At 57.0% G+C, this 17,552-nt stretch carries 16 protein-coding genes and 1 pseudogene; all 17 read right to left on the bottom strand.

The window, feature by feature from the left end; all coding sequences use genetic code 11:
• Positions 1–33 precede the first annotated feature (33 nt).
• Entirely contained in the window at positions 34–1,290 is a 1,257-nt protein-coding gene (locus CWI35_RS17475; RefSeq protein ID WP_013144906.1) for a tetratricopeptide repeat protein, read from the bottom strand.
• Between the two features lie 269 nt (positions 1,291–1,559).
• Positions 1,560–2,843, bottom strand: a complete 1,284-nt coding sequence (gene aroA, locus CWI35_RS17470; protein ID WP_119877960.1) for a 3-phosphoshikimate 1-carboxyvinyltransferase — start codon at positions 2,841–2,843, stop codon at positions 1,560–1,562.
• 27 nt (positions 2,844–2,870) lie between these two features.
• Complete coding sequence (locus CWI35_RS17465) at positions 2,871–3,974, bottom strand: prephenate dehydrogenase (protein ID WP_013144904.1); 1,104 nt, start codon at positions 3,972–3,974, stop codon at positions 2,871–2,873.
• Positions 3,975–4,061: 87 nt separating this feature from the next.
• Positions 4,062–5,159 carry a histidinol-phosphate transaminase gene (hisC, locus tag CWI35_RS17460; RefSeq protein WP_021322189.1) on the bottom strand — a complete coding sequence of 366 codons (1,098 nt, stop codon included), beginning with the start codon at positions 5,157–5,159 and terminating at the stop codon, positions 4,062–4,064.
• Between the two features lie 31 nt (positions 5,160–5,190).
• Positions 5,191–5,997: a tryptophan synthase subunit alpha gene (gene trpA, locus CWI35_RS17455; RefSeq protein ID WP_025039234.1), complete on the bottom strand. Its 807-nt coding sequence runs from the start codon at positions 5,995–5,997 to the stop codon at positions 5,191–5,193.
• Positions 5,981–7,195, bottom strand: coding sequence for a tryptophan synthase subunit beta (gene trpB / locus CWI35_RS17450; protein WP_013524128.1), 1,215 nt, complete (start codon positions 7,193–7,195; stop codon positions 5,981–5,983). The genes trpA and trpB overlap by 17 nt, the downstream gene beginning before the upstream one ends.
• Before the next feature lie 365 nt (positions 7,196–7,560).
• Positions 7,561–8,205 carry a phosphoribosylanthranilate isomerase gene (locus tag CWI35_RS17445; RefSeq protein WP_025039233.1) on the bottom strand — a complete coding sequence of 215 codons (645 nt, stop codon included), beginning with the start codon at positions 8,203–8,205 and terminating at the stop codon, positions 7,561–7,563.
• Entirely contained in the window at positions 8,192–8,968 is a 777-nt protein-coding gene (gene trpC / locus CWI35_RS17440) for an indole-3-glycerol phosphate synthase TrpC (protein ID WP_014196204.1), read from the bottom strand. Before trpC ends, CWI35_RS17445 begins: the two co-directional genes overlap by 14 nt.
• On the bottom strand, positions 8,961–9,980 hold the full coding sequence (gene trpD, locus CWI35_RS17435) for an anthranilate phosphoribosyltransferase (protein WP_021322186.1): 1,020 nt from the start codon (positions 9,978–9,980) through the stop codon (positions 8,961–8,963). The genes trpC and trpD overlap by 8 nt, the downstream gene beginning before the upstream one ends.
• Positions 9,974–11,500, bottom strand: a complete 1,527-nt coding sequence (gene trpE, locus CWI35_RS17430) for an anthranilate synthase component I (RefSeq protein WP_013524131.1) — start codon at positions 11,498–11,500, stop codon at positions 9,974–9,976. Before trpE ends, trpD begins: the two co-directional genes overlap by 7 nt.
• A gap of 234 nt (positions 11,501–11,734) precedes the next feature.
• Positions 11,735–12,115, bottom strand: coding sequence for a chorismate mutase (gene aroH / locus CWI35_RS17425; protein WP_013144896.1), 381 nt, complete (start codon positions 12,113–12,115; stop codon positions 11,735–11,737).
• Positions 12,112–13,212 carry a 3-dehydroquinate synthase gene (aroB, locus tag CWI35_RS17420; protein WP_021322185.1) on the bottom strand — a complete coding sequence of 367 codons (1,101 nt, stop codon included), beginning with the start codon at positions 13,210–13,212 and terminating at the stop codon, positions 12,112–12,114. The genes aroH and aroB overlap by 4 nt, the downstream gene beginning before the upstream one ends.
• 2 nt (positions 13,213–13,214) lie before the next feature.
• Positions 13,215–14,381 carry a chorismate synthase gene (gene aroC / locus CWI35_RS17415; protein ID WP_011231692.1) on the bottom strand — a complete coding sequence of 389 codons (1,167 nt, stop codon included), beginning with the start codon at positions 14,379–14,381 and terminating at the stop codon, positions 13,215–13,217.
• Between the two features lie 99 nt (positions 14,382–14,480).
• Positions 14,481–15,249: pseudogene (locus CWI35_RS17410) on the bottom strand (CheR family methyltransferase).
• A 72-nt stretch (positions 15,250–15,321) separates the two neighbouring features.
• Positions 15,322–15,771 (bottom strand): nucleoside-diphosphate kinase, encoded by a 450-nt coding sequence (gene ndk / locus CWI35_RS17405; protein WP_031213038.1) that lies wholly within the window; start codon positions 15,769–15,771, stop codon positions 15,322–15,324.
• Positions 15,772–15,869: 98 nt separating this feature from the next.
• Positions 15,870–16,832, bottom strand: coding sequence for a heptaprenyl diphosphate synthase component II (gene hepT / locus CWI35_RS17400; RefSeq protein WP_119877959.1), 963 nt, complete (start codon positions 16,830–16,832; stop codon positions 15,870–15,872).
• Between the two features lie 15 nt (positions 16,833–16,847).
• Positions 16,848–17,552 carry a demethylmenaquinone methyltransferase gene (gene menG / locus CWI35_RS17395; protein ID WP_011231696.1) on the bottom strand — a complete coding sequence of 235 codons (705 nt, stop codon included), beginning with the start codon at positions 17,550–17,552 and terminating at the stop codon, positions 16,848–16,850.

Genomic DNA, 17,552 nt, shown 5'->3' with positions numbered 1-17,552 from the left:
TTCCAAGAAAGAGGTTGGGCCACCGCTTCTCCCCTACTCTTCGAGCTCAAGCAGCATCTCCGCCGCCTCCGTATGGGTTGGGTCGAGACGGACGATCTGTTGAAATATTTCTTTCGCCGCCGCCCGATTTCCTTCCTCGATGAGAAAATATCCGTACTCTTCGAGGAACTCGACATTGTGCTTAAAGAAATTATATGCCTCGCCGTAATGATTTAATGCATCGTCGTACATCTCAAGCCGATGTTTGGCGCGCCCAAGGTCCCATTCAAACTGCGGATCGTACTCGCCATCGGCCATCGCCTGCTCAAGAAGCGCGACGACATCCTCATAGCGCTGTTCGTTTAGCCAAAGCGCCGATAAAACCGTGAGCGCCTCGATGTACCCGCCATCGATCTCAAGCGCTTTTTTCAAATGTTCCTCTGCCTCCTCCGGCTTGTTCAGCTTGAGCGCCAGCTTGCCTGCGTAAAGGCGGAGCTCTTTGTTCCATTCGTCGACGCCGACGCCCTCAAGCGCCGTCTCATAGCTTTGCACGAGCCGTCCTTCTTGTTCATACGCTTTCGCCAAATAAAGGTAAAGCGGAGTGTAGTCCGGATCGAGCTCTTTTAAAGCGCTGAGCTTATCGATGGCCGTTTGTGTATAGCCGGCCTGCAACGCGGTGAATCCGTAGGCGAACAGCGTCCGACTGTCCATTTTTTCATTGAGCGCCTCCTCATAATACGGAAGCGCCGCCTCGAATTCCCCGGAACGGCTGAGCGCCTCAGCGATCCGCTCAGTGATCAAGACGCCGGCCATCTCCTTATTCGTCTTCCGCACCTGTTCATAAAGCGGCACGCTTTTTGAGTATTCCCCGTGCGAAAAATACAACTCAGCCAACGCAAACTGCACGATCGGCTCATCTGGAGCTTTCTCGTACGCTTGACGCAGCTTCCGCTCGCTCACTTCCGCCAGCCCTTGCATTTCGTACAAATCGGCGGCAAGAAGGCACGCGCGGACAAACTGCGGATCGTCTTCGTCGATCTCCGACAAAATGGCGAGCGCTTCCTCTTCGGCTTCAAGCTCCGTATACACTTCCGCCAAAAACAGGCGAATGTCGCCGTCATCCGGATAGCGGGCAGCCAGCTCCTCAAGCAGCTCCTTCGCCTCTTCCGGCATTCCCCATCCGTACAAGCAGTCGGCAAGCGCGTATTTTTCTTCATCACTTCCATATTTTTTCACTTTCGGCACGAGCGCCAACGCTTGGTCGACGTTTCCGTTTTCCACTAAGCGAATGATTTGTTCGACGCGTGTCATCGTTTCGTCAGCCCTCTCTTGCGGCAGGCGGCCATCCGCCTTTGCCATTCAAATCGTTATGTACTGTTACAATGGGAACATGAATGATGATAATCGATCATGGCCGTTTCCGCAACCAAACCGCTCGCCGTCTGGAAGGTGCGTCGTTTTTTTCATCTAGAAACAGGAAATGTATCCGCTTTCAAAAAATACGGAGCCCTTCCTCTCACTGACAATATATGAACGAACAACGCAAAATATGACCGCCCGCCCGCTTGGGGCGGGAGGCCTTACAGCAGCGAACGGAGGTCGGCAAAAAACGCCGGATAGGAAACGGCGACCGCTTCCGAACGCTCGAGGCGGACCGTCCCTTTGGCGATGCAGGCAGCAACGGCGAGCATCATGCCGATGCGGTGGTCGCCATGGCTGTCGACAACAATCCCGTCGGCATAAAGCGGCGTTTTGCCGCGGATCATCATGCCGTCGTCGGTTGCTTCGATGTCAGCGCCGAGTTTTTTCAACTCGGTGACGACCGTATGGATCCGATTCGTCTCTTTCACCTTCAGTTCGCTCGCGTCTTTGATGACGGTCGTTCCTTCCGCCTGCGTCGCGAGCAAGGCAATGATCGGAATTTCGTCGATCAATCTTGGAATCAGATCCCCGCCGATTTCGACCGCCCGAAGCGTCGACGTGCGGACCGTAATATCACCGACCGGCTCGGTTTCCTCGTGGCGGACGTTGTCAATCGCAATATCCGCCCCCATTTGTGTAAGCACATCGATGATGCCGGTCCGCGTTGGATTTAAGCCGACGTTTTTCAGCGTAATTTCGCTGTTCGGCACAATGGCGCCGGCGACAAGGAAAAAGGCGGCTGACGAAATATCGCCGGGAACGTAAATGTGCGTCCCGCGCAAGCGTTGCGGACCGGCCACCGAGACGGTCAAGCCATCCACATTCACTTCACCGCCAAACAACCGAACCATCCGCTCGGTATGATCGCGCGAGCGGTGCGGCTCAGCAACAGACGTCACGCCGTCAGCGAATAAGCCGGCGAGCAAAATGGCCGATTTTACTTGCGCGCTCGCCACCGGCGAAGTGTAGCAAAGCGGGCGAAGCGCGCCGCCGCGGATGGAAAGCGGCGTATAATTGCCGCCCTCACGCCCGTCAATACGCGCTCCCATTTCGCGAAGCGGTTTCGTCACCCGCCCCATCGGTCGCTTGGCGATCGATTCATCGCCGACAAGGCAGGCGTGAAACGGCTGGCCGGCCAAAATGCCGAGCAACAGGCGCGCCGTCGTTCCCGAGTTGCCGACATCAAGCACCGCAGCCGGCTCGCGCAGCCCGCCGGGGCCGGCTCCTTCGACAACGACTGTCGTCCCGTCCTGGCGAATGTCAACGCCGAGTTTCCGGAAACAGTCGATCGTGCTTAAACAGTCCGCCCCAGGCAAAAAATGGTCAATCACCGTCCGTCCAGAAGCAAGCGCCCCGAGCATGACGGCGCGATGGGAAATCGATTTGTCGCCGGGGACTTCGATCATTCCTCGGAGCGACGACACGTTGGTTGGCAACTGCATGCAAAATCCCTCCATTGTTTTTCCTTGCTACCCTTCATAGGTGGCATAGTTCGTATGTTTGGCGAGGCACGCTTTCGCCCGCGCCCGATCGTCTTCGCTTTGGAAGCTGAGGCGGAGCACGCCGTAAATTTCTTCGCGCGTCTCAATGATGCGGATGTTCGTGATGCTGATGTTTTCTTCGGCCAAATAGCCGGTCACTTCGGAGATGACGCCCGGATAATCCGGCACGTCGACATACAAATCGTAAAACGACGGAATCGCTCCTTTCGTTCTCGACGGCAGCCCGTCGCGAAACTGTTTCGCCTCCAAAAAGTAATGGTAAATAGCGATGCTGTTTTCTTCTTCGACAAACGAACGCAGCCGCTCCATTTCGGCGATCCAGCGGTCAAAGAGCGCAAGCAGTTCATGCTTGTTATGGATAAAAATATCGCGCCACATTTCCGGATTGCTCGACGCGATGCGGGTGATGTCGCGGAAGCCGCCGGCCGCCAGCCGGCTGACGAGGGCGTTTTCGCACTCGTATTCGCGCGCCTGATGAACGAGGCTCGCCGCAATCAAATGCGGAAAATGGCTGATTACGCCAGTGATGCGGTCGTGCTCTTTGGGCGTTAAGATGACAAACTGCGCTTTCGTTCCCGCAAGCCACTGTTTCAACGCCTCGACTTGCTGCGGCGGCACATCGTCCGTCGGCGTCAAAATGTAAAAGGCGTTTTCAAACAGATGAGCCCTTGCCGCCGCCACACCGCTTTTATGCGACCCGGCCATCGGATGGCCGCCGATGAACGCTACGCCGTGATCCAACAGGCGGCGGGCGCCTTGGACGATGCGCTGCTTCGTGCTGCCGACATCGGTAACGATAACGCCGCGCTTCAACCGCTCGAGCGGCATCGATGAAAGCAGCGCCTCCGTCTGCATGACCGGAACGGCCAGAACGATCAAATCCGCCTGTCCGTATCCGTCTTCGGGCGAACGGGCGGCTTCGTCGATCACCTTGAGCGAACGCGCCAAGCCGAGCTGCCGCTCATTGACGTCGTAGCCGATGATCATCGCCTCCGGATGCGCTTTTTTAATCGCCAATGCAATCGATCCGCCGATCAAGCCGAGGCCGACAATGAACACTTTTCCTTCCAATCGTCCCACCTACTTTATGTAAACGTGCGCCCGCTGCTTTTGAAAAGCAACGGGCCGATCTTTTCTATCCATCCCGCCGCTGAACGGTCAGGCGAGCTGTTTTTCCCGAAGCAGTTGCGAAACGAGTTCCAACACCCGGTCGTTTTGCTCTTTCGTGCCAACAGTCACACGCACGCCGGTCGGCAGCCCAAGCGCTTGGCCCGAGCGGACAATGACGCCGCGCTCCAGCAAATAGCGGAACACTTCGTCGCCATCCAACCCGAAATCAATGAACAAAAAGTTTGTCTGCGACGGGTAATACTTCAGGCCGTTCTCCTCGCAAAAGCGATAATACCGCTCAAGCTCGGCGCGATTTCGTTCGACGCAGGCGCGGATGAACGCTTGATCGTCAAGTGCGGCCGCCGCGGCCGCTTGGGCGATGGTCGACGTGTTAAACGGCTCGCGCGCCGGCTCGACGGCGCGGATGAGCGTCTCACTCGCCACGCCGTAGCCGACGCGGAGCGCAGCGAGCCCGTATGCTTTCGAGAACGTGCGCATGACGACAAGCTGCTCGTACTCGTTTAAAAGCGGCACCGTTTGCGGGTAGTCGGGCGCCGTCGCATATTCGTAGTACGCTTCGTCCACGACGACGAGCACGTGCGGCGGCACGCGATCCAAAAAGGCGCGCAGCTCGATGTCATTCACATACGTGCCCGTCGGGTTGTTCGGATTGCAAATCCAGACGATGCGCGTGTTTTCATCGATCGCCGCAAGCATCGCCTCCAAATCATGACGCCCATCAACAAGCGGCACTTCGCGCACCTCGGCCCGCTCGATGATGGCATTGTGCCGGTATTGCGGGAATGTCGGCGCCGCCATCACCGTATTCGCCCCCGGCTCTAAAAAGGCGCGGCAAAAAATTTGCACCACCTCATCCGAACCGTTGCCAAACAGAAGCTGTGTTTCCTTGACGCCAAGATGCTTCGCCACCTTTTCGCGCAACGTGCGGGCGCAGCCGTCCGGATAGACGGCGAGGCGGTCAAGCTCAGCGGCGATGGCCGCTTTTGCCGCTGGCGACGAACCGTACGGATTCTCGTTAGAAGCAAGTTTGATAATCTCAGGCAAGCCATATTCCCGCTTGACTTCTTCGATCGATTTTCCCGGCTGGTACGGAGAAAGACCCCGGAGCGATTCCTTTACTTGCATGATTGTCGCCAACTCCTTCAATTCGGAACTTTTAGCGCGAAGAACACGGCTCCCGAAGCGGCGCGGCAAGCGAACGGGCGTAGGCAGAAAACTCGGCGACGGCCGCTTCCCTTTCGTCCGGCGCCTGCAACCTCGGAGCCAGCTGCTCGACTTTTTGCACGAGTGCGCTGCCGACGACAACGCCGTCGCACACCTCTTTCAACATCGCGACTTGCTCCGGCGCCGAAATGCCAAAGCCGACGGCGACCGGGACGCGGCTATGCCGCTTCACTTCGCGGAGGAAATCGCCGAGCGTCTCCGGCAGCGTCTCACGCACGCCTGTAACGCCTAGCGAGGAGACGCAATACAAAAACCCTTGCGCCGCCGAAGCGATCCGCTCGATCCGCTGCTTCGACGTCGGCGCAACAAGCGAAATGAGCGGGAGACCAAACCGTTCGCCAAGTTCGCGGAGCGGACCGCTTTCCTCAAACGGCAAATCGGGAATGAGCACGCCGTCGGCGCCATTTTCCTGCGCTAAAGCAAAAAAGGATTCTTCTCCTAATTGTAACACAGGATTGTAATACGTAAAGAGAATAATCGGAATGTTTACCCCTTTTTTTCGCATCTCGCCAATAAGCTGAATGGCTTTCGGCAGCGTCATGCCCCCGTCAAGCGCCCTTGCGGCGGCGCGTTGAATCGTCGGTCCGTCAGCGAGCGGGTCGGAGTACGGCACGCCAAGCTCTAATATGTCAGCGCCGGCCTCCTCAAGCGCCAAGGCGAGATCGATCGTCACATCGGGAGCCGGATCACCGGCAACGATAAACGGGATAAATAGCGGCGGATTAACGGACAGTGGCAATGTCTTCACCTTCCCTCGCACCAAGATGGCGCATCATCGTTTGCACATCTTTATCTCCGCGGCCGGACAGGCAAATGAGCACCGTTTCATCCGGCGGCATCTCGCGGGCGAGCTCGACGGCTTTCGCCACCGCATGGGCCGACTCGATGGCCGGAATGATGCCTTCCGTTTGCGCCAACAATTGAAACGCAGCGACGGCCTCGTCATCGGTCGCGCTTTCGTAGCGGACGCGGCCAATGCTCGCCAAATACGCATGTTCCGGGCCGACGCCGGGGTAATCAAGGCCGGCTGAGATCGAATACGGTTCGAGAATTTGTCCGTACTCGTCTTGCAACAGGTAGGTCATCGCCCCGTGTATGACCCCTTTCGTCCCTTTTGTGATTGTCGCCGCATGGTGCGGAGTGTCGATCCCTTTGCCGGCCGCCTCGACGCCGACGAGGCGGACGTCATCTTGCAAAAACGGGTAAAACATGCCGATGGCGTTGCTGCCGCCGCCGACGCAGGCAACGATGACATCCGGCAGCTTCCCTTCACGGGCGAGAAACTGTTCTTTCGCTTCATCGCCAATCACGCGCTGAAACTCGCGCACCATTTTCGGGTACGGATGCGGACCGACGACCGAGCCGATCATGTAAAAATGGTCGTCGCAGTGGGCGACCCAATAGCGAATCGCTTCGTTCGTCGCATCTTTCAACGTTCGGTTGCCGCTTGACACCGGCACGACTTCGGCGCCCAACAGTTTCATGCGAAACACGTTCAGCTCCTGCCGCTTGATGTCTTCTTCGCCCATAAAAACGATGCAATCCATGCCAAAATGGGCGGCCACCGTCGCCGCGGCGACGCCGTGCTGGCCGGCTCCGGTTTCAGCGATCAGCTTTTTCTTGCCCATCCGTTTTGCCAAAAGCGCCTGGCCGATCGCGTTGTTGATTTTATGGGCGCCCGTATGGTTTAAATCTTCGCGCTTTAAATAAATTTTCGCGCCGCCGACTTGCCGTGTCAAATTCGGCGCGAACGTGAGCGGGGTCGGGCGACCGGAGTAATGCTGCAAAATGCGGATGTATTCTTGTTTGAACGATTCATCGGCAAGCGCTTTGTCAAGCTCCGCTTCGATTTCCTCAAGCGGAAGCATGAGCGTCTCAGGGACAAACTTGCCGCCGAAATCGCCAAACCGGCCGTATTCATTCGGAACGCGTTCCATCATCTAACCCCACCTTCTCCTTCATATAAAGTTGAAAGACGAAGAGCCGCATTTCTTCAGAGAGCCTGCGTTTGTTCATCGTCCGAGCGTCAGCGCCGTCTTTTGGCCCTTCGTTTTGTTATTTTTTTTATCAGGTGTGTTGATGAACCAATAAAAAGTCTGTCGAGAAGGCTCTAGTCCGAGCTTTTCTGCCGTAGTCGGCAAGCGGCTCGCTTGCCGACCGGGCATGCTGCCGCATGCCCCCTCGAACAATGAACGCTTTGCGGGCAAATGTCATTCGCCCGCCGGCGTTCTTGTTCGAGGGAAAAGGCAGAAAAGCTTGTGTTCAGCCATATCATTCTGTGTTTTTTCGTGCATAAAACGGATCATCGACACCCGTGATTCTTTATTTTTTCTTCGATTTGTTTCATCTTCGTTGGATCTTTGCGTCCGTCCGTTTCAATGCCGCTGCTGATATCGATGCCATCCGGGCGGTAGACAAGCAGCCGCTCGATATTGTCCGGAGTGATGCCGCCGGCGATGAAGCACGGCACGCCTTGGCGGGCCGCCTCTTCCAAATAGTGCGGCACCGCCTCCCAATCAAAAGCGACGCCCGTCCCCCCCCAGGCGCCGGCGGCGCGGCTGTCAACGACGTAGCCATCGGCAATGCCAGCGTACTGCCTCATCGCCGCAAGCGCACCGTCGCCATGGTGGATCGCCTTCCAGACGGAAAGCGGCACCGCCTCTTTCACCGCCGCCAGCTCCGCCGGCGTTTCACGGCCGTGGCATTGGATGACATGAAGCGGCAGCTCGGCGGCGACAGCGGCGATCCGCCTAACGGGGGCGTTGACAAAGACGCCGACAAGCTGCTTTGCGCCAAGCTTATGGGGCTCAAGCCATTGCTGCACTTCACTCGGAGAGACGTTCCGCCTGCTTTCGGCGAAAATAAAGCCGAGGTAATCAGCCTCGCTCGCGATAGCGGCCTGCACGTCTTCAGCCGAACGGTTGCCGCAATATTTAATTCGAATCATCCCCATCTTCCTCCCCAAACAGCCGGTAGACCGCTCGCTCCACATCATCTTGGCGCATGAGCGACTCGCCGACGAGCATGGCCTGCGCTCCGTACGATTTGACCGTCTTCACATCATTGAAGGAACCGATCCCGCTTTCGCTGACGATGACGCACGATGGCGGGATGAGCGGAGCGAGCGTTTTGGTCGCCTCAAGTGTTGTCACAAAGGTATGCAAGTCGCGGTTGTTGATGCCGACGATCTCCGGCGTAAACCGATCGAAAATCCGCTCGAGCGTCTCTTTTGCATGCACCTCGACCAGACATTCGAGCCCCAAGCTGTACGCTTCATGATAGAGCTCCTCGAGTGTTTCCGGCGGGAGCGCCTCGCCGATCAATAAAATCGCATCCGCCCCGAGTCGGACGCTTTCCTCGACTTGCCGCCGATCGATGATGAAATCTTTGCGCAGCACGGGAACGTTAACCGCTTCTTTCACCGCTCGCAAATAGCGGCGATGCCCTTGGAAATACCGTTCATCCGTCAGCACGCTGATCGCGTCGGCACCGGCGCGCTCATATGCTTTCGCGATGGCCACCGGGTCAAAATTCGGGCGAATGATGCCTTTTGACGGCGACGCTTTTTTCACCTCAGCGATCAAGCCAAGCATCCGCCGCGGCCGACGGAGCGCCGCCGCAAATGGCCGGCGCTTTCGCTCTGGCAATGGCGCCGGCAGCGTCAACGTTTCCACTTCTTCCCGTTTGGCTGCTAAAATTTGCTCAAGCATCATGAACCACTTCCTTCGCCCGCAGGCGTTGCAGTTGTTCGTATGCGGTTTTGGACAAAATGGCCTCTTTCGCCATCGCCACTCCTTCGGCAATCGTTTCGGCTTTGCCGGCGGCATACAGGGCGGCGCCGGCGTTCAGCGCAACGATATTGATGGCGCTCTCCGGCGCTGTTCCCGCCATCACCGCCTCAAGAAGCGCGGCGCTCTCTTCCGGATCGCGCACTTGCACATCGGCAAGCTCGCCGCGCGGCAAGCCGGCGTCTTCTGGTGCGATGACAAAGCGGCGGATCGCACCGTCTTTCAACTCCACGACATCCGTTTCTGCAGCGATGCTGCATTCATCAAGCCCATCGCGCCCGGTGACAAACAACACATGTTCCGAGCCGAGGCGGCGCATCGCCTCCGCCAATTTCTCAGCGTAGCAGGTCGAATAGACGCCGACGACTTGCCGCTTGCAGCGCGCCGGATTGGCGAGCGGGCCGATCAAGTTGAAAACGGTGCGGAAACCGATTTCCTTCCGCGGCCCGGCGGCGTGTTTCATCGCCGCGTGATAGAGCGGGGCGAACAAAAACGCCAGCCCTTTCGTTTCCAACGCCTGTTTGGCGGCCGACGGCGACGTTTGAATGTCGATGCCGAGCCGCTCGAGCACATCAGCGCTGCCGCTTTTTGACGAAACAGCGCGGTTGCCGTGCTTGGCGACTTTGACGCCAAGCGATGAAATGACGATCGCCGCGGCGGTGGAAACGTTGAATGTCGCCGCCCCATCGCCGCCCGTACCGCACGTATCGATGACATCATCACTAGCCTCAATGGCAGTCATCCGGTCGCGCATCGCCCGCACAAATCCGACGAGCTCATCGACTGTCTCTCCGCGCAGGCGGAGCATGGACAACAGACTTGCGATTTGACTGTCTGTCGCCTCGCCGGACATGATGATATTCATCGCCGCATACGCTTCGTCTTCCGTCAACGCTTTCCCTTCCGCACATTTCGAAAGCAGCTGCTTCAACATACGGCCCTCTCCCCTTTAGCAAATAGTCGTTCCGCTTGTTCAATCGCATTCATCAAGGCGCTCGCCTTATTGCGCGTCTCTTTCCACTCCAGTTCCGGAACGGAGTCGGCGACAATGCCGGCGCCGGCTTGCACATAGGCATAGCCGTCTTTCACGACCGCTGTCCGGATGGCGATGCACGAATCGATGTTGCCATCAAACCCGATATAGGCAATCGCTCCGGCATACAGCCCCCTCGCTGTCGGCTCGAGTTCCTGCAAAATTTGCATCGCCCGCACTTTCGGCGCCCCGCTCACCGTTCCAGCCGGAAAGGCGGCAAGGAGTGCATCGATCGGGTGGACGTTGTCGTCCAGTTCACCGACGACCTTGGAAATTAAGTGCATCACGTGTGAAAACTTGCCGATCTGAAGCAACACCGGCACCTCGACCGTTCCGTACTTGGCGACCCGGCCGATGTCGTTGCGCGCCAAATCGACAAGCATATAATGCTCAGCCCGTTCTTTCGGGTCGTGGTACAGCTCATCAGCCAGCCTCTCGTCTTCCTCCGGCGATCGGCCGCGCCGCCGTGTGCCGGCAATCGGATCGATTTCAACGCGCCGACGGTGCACTTGAATCAGTTTTTCCGGCGAACTGCCGACAATTTCCACACCGTCAAGCTGGAAATAAAACATGTACGGCGACGGGTTGATGTATCGGAGCAGCCGATAAATGGCAAAGCCTCCGGCTTGAACCGGCACGCAGAAGCGCTGCGACAGAACCGCTTGAAACACATCGCCGGCCGCGATGTACCGTTTCACGGCCTCCACATCGCGCAAAAACTGTTTTTTGTCATAGTTGGACACCGCTTTGGCAAACGAGGCGGTCCGCCCCGATTCGCTTTCCGCCGGCAAGAGCGGTTGCTCGGCTTGAGGGCGGGCCGCTTTCGCCGCGAGATCGGCCATGCGCCGTTCGGCCGCGCGGTACGCTTCGATTTTCTCTTCCTCCGTTTCGTTGCCGCTCAACCGAATATAGTGAATGACGAGCAACTCACGCTTTTTTTGGTCAAACGCAAACAGCGATTCACAAAACACGAAATAGGCCGTCTTCATAGGCACATCGCGGTTTTTGTGGCGCGGCACTTTTTCGATGGCGGAAATGAAATCGTAGCCTAAAAACCCAACTGCACCGCCTGTAAACGGCACCGTCTCGGCAAGCGGCTTGACGGCAAGCGTCCGCTCGACCCATTGAAACGCTTCTTTCAGCGTCGGTGCGGTGATTTGTTCGTTCCCGTTTTCGTCTTTCACCGAAAACGTTTCGCCGGTTTCGCTCTCCAGCGTCAAAAACGGCGCCACACCGATGAACGAATAGCGCGCCCACGGCGATTCGTCATCCTTGCTTTCAAGCAAAAACACGGCTTCCTCGCGCAAATTGGCAAACACGCCGAGCGGCTCAATGACATCGGCTACAAATTTGCGCACAATCGGGATGGTTCGAAATTCGTTCGCTTCCGCCAAAAAAGCGGCCAGCCCATCAGCAGACATCACTTCTCCTCCCTTCATGATCAGCGGGCGGAGAATGAGGGTTTATGAGGCGAAAAAAGAGAGGGAAAATAAAACGCCCAAAGACGACCGTCTTTGGGCAGATGTCGGCGAATGAAAAAACGCTCACCTCAGCTAAACTCGCTCATTCTCATCTACCCTACGCTCGCTCTCTGCTCTCGCTCAGCTTCTAACGCCCCCGATGTCTCAGGGGGCAAAGAGGTTATTTTAACTATATTACATTTCTGTTTTTTTTGTCAACGACAAATCCGGGCGCAGCACGACCGCCCCTTTTAAATACACGTGGCAGATCTCTTCTTGCTGTTTCTCAGTCGCCACCGTCATCATGACGCGAATGCAGCGCGGCAATGAACCGGGCACCGGAATTTCCCTCGTGCACATGACCGGCACATATGTCCAGCCGTCCAAACGGCGCAGCGCCTGCGCCGGAAACGCGGCGGTGATGTCGTCGGTGACGGAAATGAGCACAAACGACACATCAGAAGCGGCGACATCGTTTGCGCGGATCATTTCACGAAGCAACGTTTCAGTTGCCGCCACGATTTCCTCGGCGTCATTTCGATCCACTGTAATCGCTCCGCGAATGCCGCGAATCATTCTTTTCCCCCCTGTCTGGCAAACTCGTCCAGCCACGTGAGCAGGTTGTCGTCTTCGAGTTCCACCACTTCCACGTCGCCGATCTCACAGAGAAGCACCATCCGCACTGTTCCGGCGTACGCTTTTTTGTCGCCTTTCATCTTCTCAAGCAGGCGGGGCGTCTGAACCGTTGTCGGCAGCGACACCGGGAAGCCGTATCCGGCGAACCAGTCGGCCAATCGATGCTCAGCGAACGACCGGCCGTAAAACCGTTCGCTGACAAAGACGGCAAACAGCATGCCAACCGCAACCGCCTCCCCGTGAGTGAGCGCGCCGTAGCCTAACTCGCTTTCCAGCGCATGGCCGAGCGTATGGCCGAAATTCAAATGGGCGCGCACCCCGGTTTCTTTTTCATCCTCACGCACGACGGACGCCTTAATGTCAATGCCCTTTTCAATGCAATAGGCGAGTTTCTCGCCGCGCAAGTCGGCGAGCGTCTTGATTTCCGCGCGCAGCCAGTCGTAAAAGCGGCGGTCGCGGATCAGCGCATGTTTGATCACTTCGGCAAACCCGGACCGAAGCTCGCGCTCGGGCAGCGTGCGCAAAAAGGAGGTGTCATACACAACTGCTTCCGGCTGGTGGAAGGCGCCGATCATATTTTTGCCGAGCGGATGGTTGATGGCGACTTTGCCGCCGACGGCGCTGTCATGGGCCAAGAGTGTCGTCGGCATTTGAATGTAACGGATGCCGCGCATATAGGTGGCGGCGACAAACCCAGCCAAATCGCCGACAACGCCGCCGCCAAGCGCAATGATAACCGAGCGGCGGTCGAGGCCGCACTGCAATGCCGCTGTCTGGCAAGCGTAATAATGATCAAATGACTTGGCCGCCTCCCCGCTTGGAATGACGTAGGCGTACACGTCATACTCAGCGGCGGCAAGCAACGCCCGCACCTCATCCAAATAAAGAGGCGCCACAGTATCGTCGGTAACGATGAAAAGTTTTGTCCCTGGCGGACAGGAGAGCGACCGAAGCAAGCTTGGCAGCACGCGGGCCGCCCCATCGCCCAAAAGAAGCGGATAGCGCTTCGTCGCCGTTTCAATCGTCCGTTCGATCATCGTCAAAACTCCTTTGCATAGCGGCGGGCGCGTTCCACATTTTCCTTAATCAAGTCCATCCGATCCTGCCCAAACTGCTCAACGATCGCCGCCGCCACTTCCCAGGCGACAACGGCCTCAGCGACGACGCTCGCCGCCGGCACGGCGCAGCTGTCCGATCGCTCAATGCTTGCCGCAAACGGCTCTTTCGTCTCGATATCCACGCTTTGAAGCGGCTTGTACAGCGTCGGGATCGGCTTCATCACTCCGCGCACGACGATCGGCATCCCGGTCGTCACCCCGCCTTCAAAGCCGCCCGCCCGGTTCGTCCGGCGCGAAAAGCCTTGTTCTGGGCTCCAAATGATTTCATCGTGCACTTCGCTTCCCGGGCGGCGCGCCGCCTCAAAGCCGATCCCGAATTCAACGCCTTTAAACGCGTTGATGCTGACGATCGCGGCCGCGATTTTCGCATCAAGCTTTCGGTCGTAATGGACGTAGCTGCCGACTCCGGCCGGAACGCCTTCAACGATCACCTCAACGATGCCGCCGATCGAATCACCGTTTTTCTTCGCCCAATCGATCGCTTCCATCATTTTTTGCCCCGCCTCCGGGTCAAAGCAGCGCACCGGTGATTCTTCCGTCACTGCCTGCAATTCTTCAAGCGAACGATAATCGAGCTTCTTTGCGCGCACGCCGCCGATTTCGATGACATGCCCGGCGACGCGGATGCCGACCTCCTCCAAAATGCGTTTCGCCACCGCTCCAGCCGCCACGCGCACCGTCGTTTCACGCGCCGACGAGCGCTCCAGCACGTTGCGCATATCGCGATGTCCGTATTTCAGGGCGCCGTTTAAATCGGCATGCCCTGGGCGCGGACGCGTCACTTTCCGCTTCACTTCCGCTTCGTCATCAATCGGCTCAACCGCCATAATCGTTTGCCAATGTTTAAAATCGCGATTCTCGACAACGAGCGCAATCGGCGAGCCGAGCGTTTTCCCGTGCCGAACGCCGCCTGTGATTTTCACTTCATCTTTTTCAATCTGCATGCGGCGGCCGCGTCCGTATCCTTTTTGCCGGCGCGCCAGCTCTTTATTGATGTGCTCGGCGCGCAGCTCAAGCCCGGCCGGCACTCCTTCCAAAATGGCCGTCAATTGCGGCCCATGCGATTCCCCTGCCGTCAAATACCGCATGTTTGTCTCTCCCTTCAGGTCTTTAACGCGTTTAAGTAAAAATATATCATAAATTCGAAAAATGAAAATAGTTTCAGGAAAAAAAGAAGCCGGCGCGAGCTATTTTTTTCGGTAAAAAAACGTCTCTTCAACTTCAAAACCGTACAGGCCGGGATTGAAAATCTGCTCGGTGCTGCCGACAAACAGCACGCCTCCCGTCCGGAGCGCGTCGTGAAATTTGCGATACAGCATCCGCTTCGCCTCTTCCGTAAAATAAATGAGCACGTTGCGGCAGACGATCAAATCCATGTTGCGCGGAAACGGATCCGCGAGCAAGTTGTGCTTTTGAAACTTGACCGTTTGTTTAATCTTTTCGTCTATTTTATAATACTCGCCTTCTTTCGTAAAAAACTTTTTTCTCATTTCCTCGGGCAGCTCTACAAGCGACCGCTCGCTGTACAAACCGAGGCGCGCGGGCGAGCGCATTGTCGTCAATGTCGGTCGCCAACACCGACACGCGGTGAAGCGGCAATCGTTTTGCGAGCACCATCGCGAGCGTATACGGCTCCTCGCCGGTTGAGCAGGCAGCGCTCCACACGTTCGGGCGCGGGTTTTCCGCCAATAGCCGCGGCAAAATGGTGTGCTCAAGCACCTCCCAACGCTTGGCGTTCCGGTAAAACTCTGAGACGTTGATCGTCATCCGATCCAAGCATTCATGCCATAGCGCCGGCTCTTTCTCCATCGCTGCAAACAGCTCGGCAAAGCTCTTTAGCCCTTTTTTCATGTACAACGACGCCAAACGCCGCCTCATCTGGGCTTCCTTATATAGCGATAAGTCAATGCCTGTTTTTCGCTTCACTTTGGCAATGAACTGCGCATAATCGTCCATCGTCGCCTGTTCCTCTCTCCTGTCAATGTACAAAAACGGCAAAAACCGGCCGAATGGCGGCCGGTCTTCGCATCAGTACAGCCATGCATTGATCTGTTTCGAATAGCTGACGAGCTCTTCTTCTTTAAAGAACAAACTGATTTCGCGTTCAGCGCTTTGCAGCGAGTCGGAGCCGTGGATGACGTTTTTGCCGACCGTCAAGCCGAAATCGCCGCGGATCGTGCCAGGGGCAGCCTCCTGCGGATTCGTTTTCCCCATCATTTGCCGGGCGGCGGCGATTACGTTCTCGCCCTCCCACACCATTGCAAACACTGGCCCCGAGGTGATAAAGTCGACAAGCTCGCCGAAAAACGGGCGCTCTTTATGTTCAGCGTAATGTTGCTCGGCGAGCTCGCGCGACACTTGCATCAGCTTCGCGCCGACAAGCTGGAAGCCTTTTTTTTCAAAACGGGCGACAATCTCGCCGATCAAATTGCGCTGAACCCCGTCCGGTTTCACCATGATGAATGTCCGTTCTGCCATTCGCTCTCCACCTCTACTGTCGTATGTACTGGGAAACGGATTCCCACCCATCATAGTATCATTGTTTTCCGCCGTTGGCAACAGCGTCCTTGAAAGCGCTAATAATCCCTTTTCCCAATATAGAGGGCGAGATCATGAAGCAGCGTGCGCGCTTCGTTGGCCGGCAGCTCGCCAAGCAGGCGGAGCGCCTTTTCCAAATAGCGATTGCTTAGCGCATACGATCGTTCGATGGCGTCCGTCTGTTTAATGGCCGCTAGCACCGCCGCCATCTCCTCGGCATCCGTGTCCGCGTTGACGGCCGTAATTTTTGCCCGCACCTGTTCATCACAAAGGGCATACAGCACGGGGAGGGTGACGTTTCCTTGCTGCAAGTCGCTTCCAGCCGGCTTGCCGAGCTGCTCTTCCGTGCCGGTGAAATCGAGAATGTCATCGGTAATTTGAAACGACATGCCGACGCAATGGCCGAACCAATACAGCTGGTTGGCCACCGCCTCCGGCGCGCCGGCGGCAAGGGCGCCAAGCTGGCAGCTGGCGGCGATCAATAGCGCCGTTTTTCGGCGGATGCGCCGCAAGTACGTGCGAAGCGGCTGATCAAATCGGTATTTATCCTTGATTTGCTCGATTTCCCCGTGGCACACTTCAACGATCGTTTTCGCCAGCACTTGATGAGCGCGGGGGCTGTCAAGCTCCGCCATCCGCTCAAGCGAACGGGCGAAGAGGTAATCGCCTGTATACATGGCAAAGCGGTTGCTCCATCTCGCCTTGATCGTCGGCCGGCCGCGCCGCACGTCGGCGTCATCGATGACATCGTCGTGAACGAGCGATGCCATATGGATGAGTTCGAGCGCTACGGCTACATGTTTAATCCGTTCGAAATCATAATGACCAAAGCGGGCGGACAGCAAGACAAAAACGGGACGGATCCGCTTTCCGCCCGCTTGCAATAAATGGAGCGCCGCTTCCCCGAGCGGCCCGTATTCGGATCGGACCGTCCGCTCCAGCTCCTCTTCGACCGCCGCCAAATCATCGCTTAAAAACGAATACATCGCCTTTAACTTCATGGTGTTCACCTTGACTCATCGTTTATAGCCTAAATGCATGGCCGCTACGCCGAACGTGTACGGTTTGACCTCGACATCGACGAAACCGGCTTCGCGGAACATCTCGGCCAGCTCGTCCCGCCCTGGAAATTCGCGCGCCGACTCCTGCAGCCACGAGTATTCCTCATAGCTTTTCGCCAACAGCTTGCCAAACAGCGGCATAATAAACCGAAAATAAAAATAGTAAAGCTGGCGGAAACCAAACAACGTCGGCTGCGACGTTTCCAGACAGACGGTCATGCCGCCCGGCTTGGTGACGCGGTGCATTTCCTTAAGCACCGTCATATAATCAGGAACGTTGCGCAAGCCAAAGCCGATCGTCACATAATCGAACGAATTGTCGGGAAACGGCAGCTGCATGGCGTTGCCGTGAATGAGCTTGACATTGCCGAGGCCGCGCGCCTTCACCTTTTGTTCGCCGACTTTCAGCATGTTTTCGCTGAAGTCAAGGCCGTACACTTCCCCCTCCGGCCCGACCGCCTCAGCCAGCGCGATCGCCCAGTCGGCCGTTCCGCAGCAAACGTCGAGCGCCCTTTTCCCTTTTTGCACATTCATCCTCCGCATGACGTCTTCGCGCCATTTCAAATGGCGGCGGAAGCTGATGACAGAATTCATCCGGTCATAATGTGCAGAAATTTTTTCAAATACGCGATGGACTCGCTCTTCTTTCGATTGATGCAT

Source organism: [Bacillus] caldolyticus (assembly GCF_003595605.1).
GTDB classification, from domain to species: domain Bacteria; phylum Bacillota; class Bacilli; order Bacillales; family Anoxybacillaceae; genus Geobacillus; species Geobacillus thermoleovorans.
Note: the sequence above shows the minus strand (reverse complement) of the source record. Positions and strands in the feature narration are given on the sequence as shown.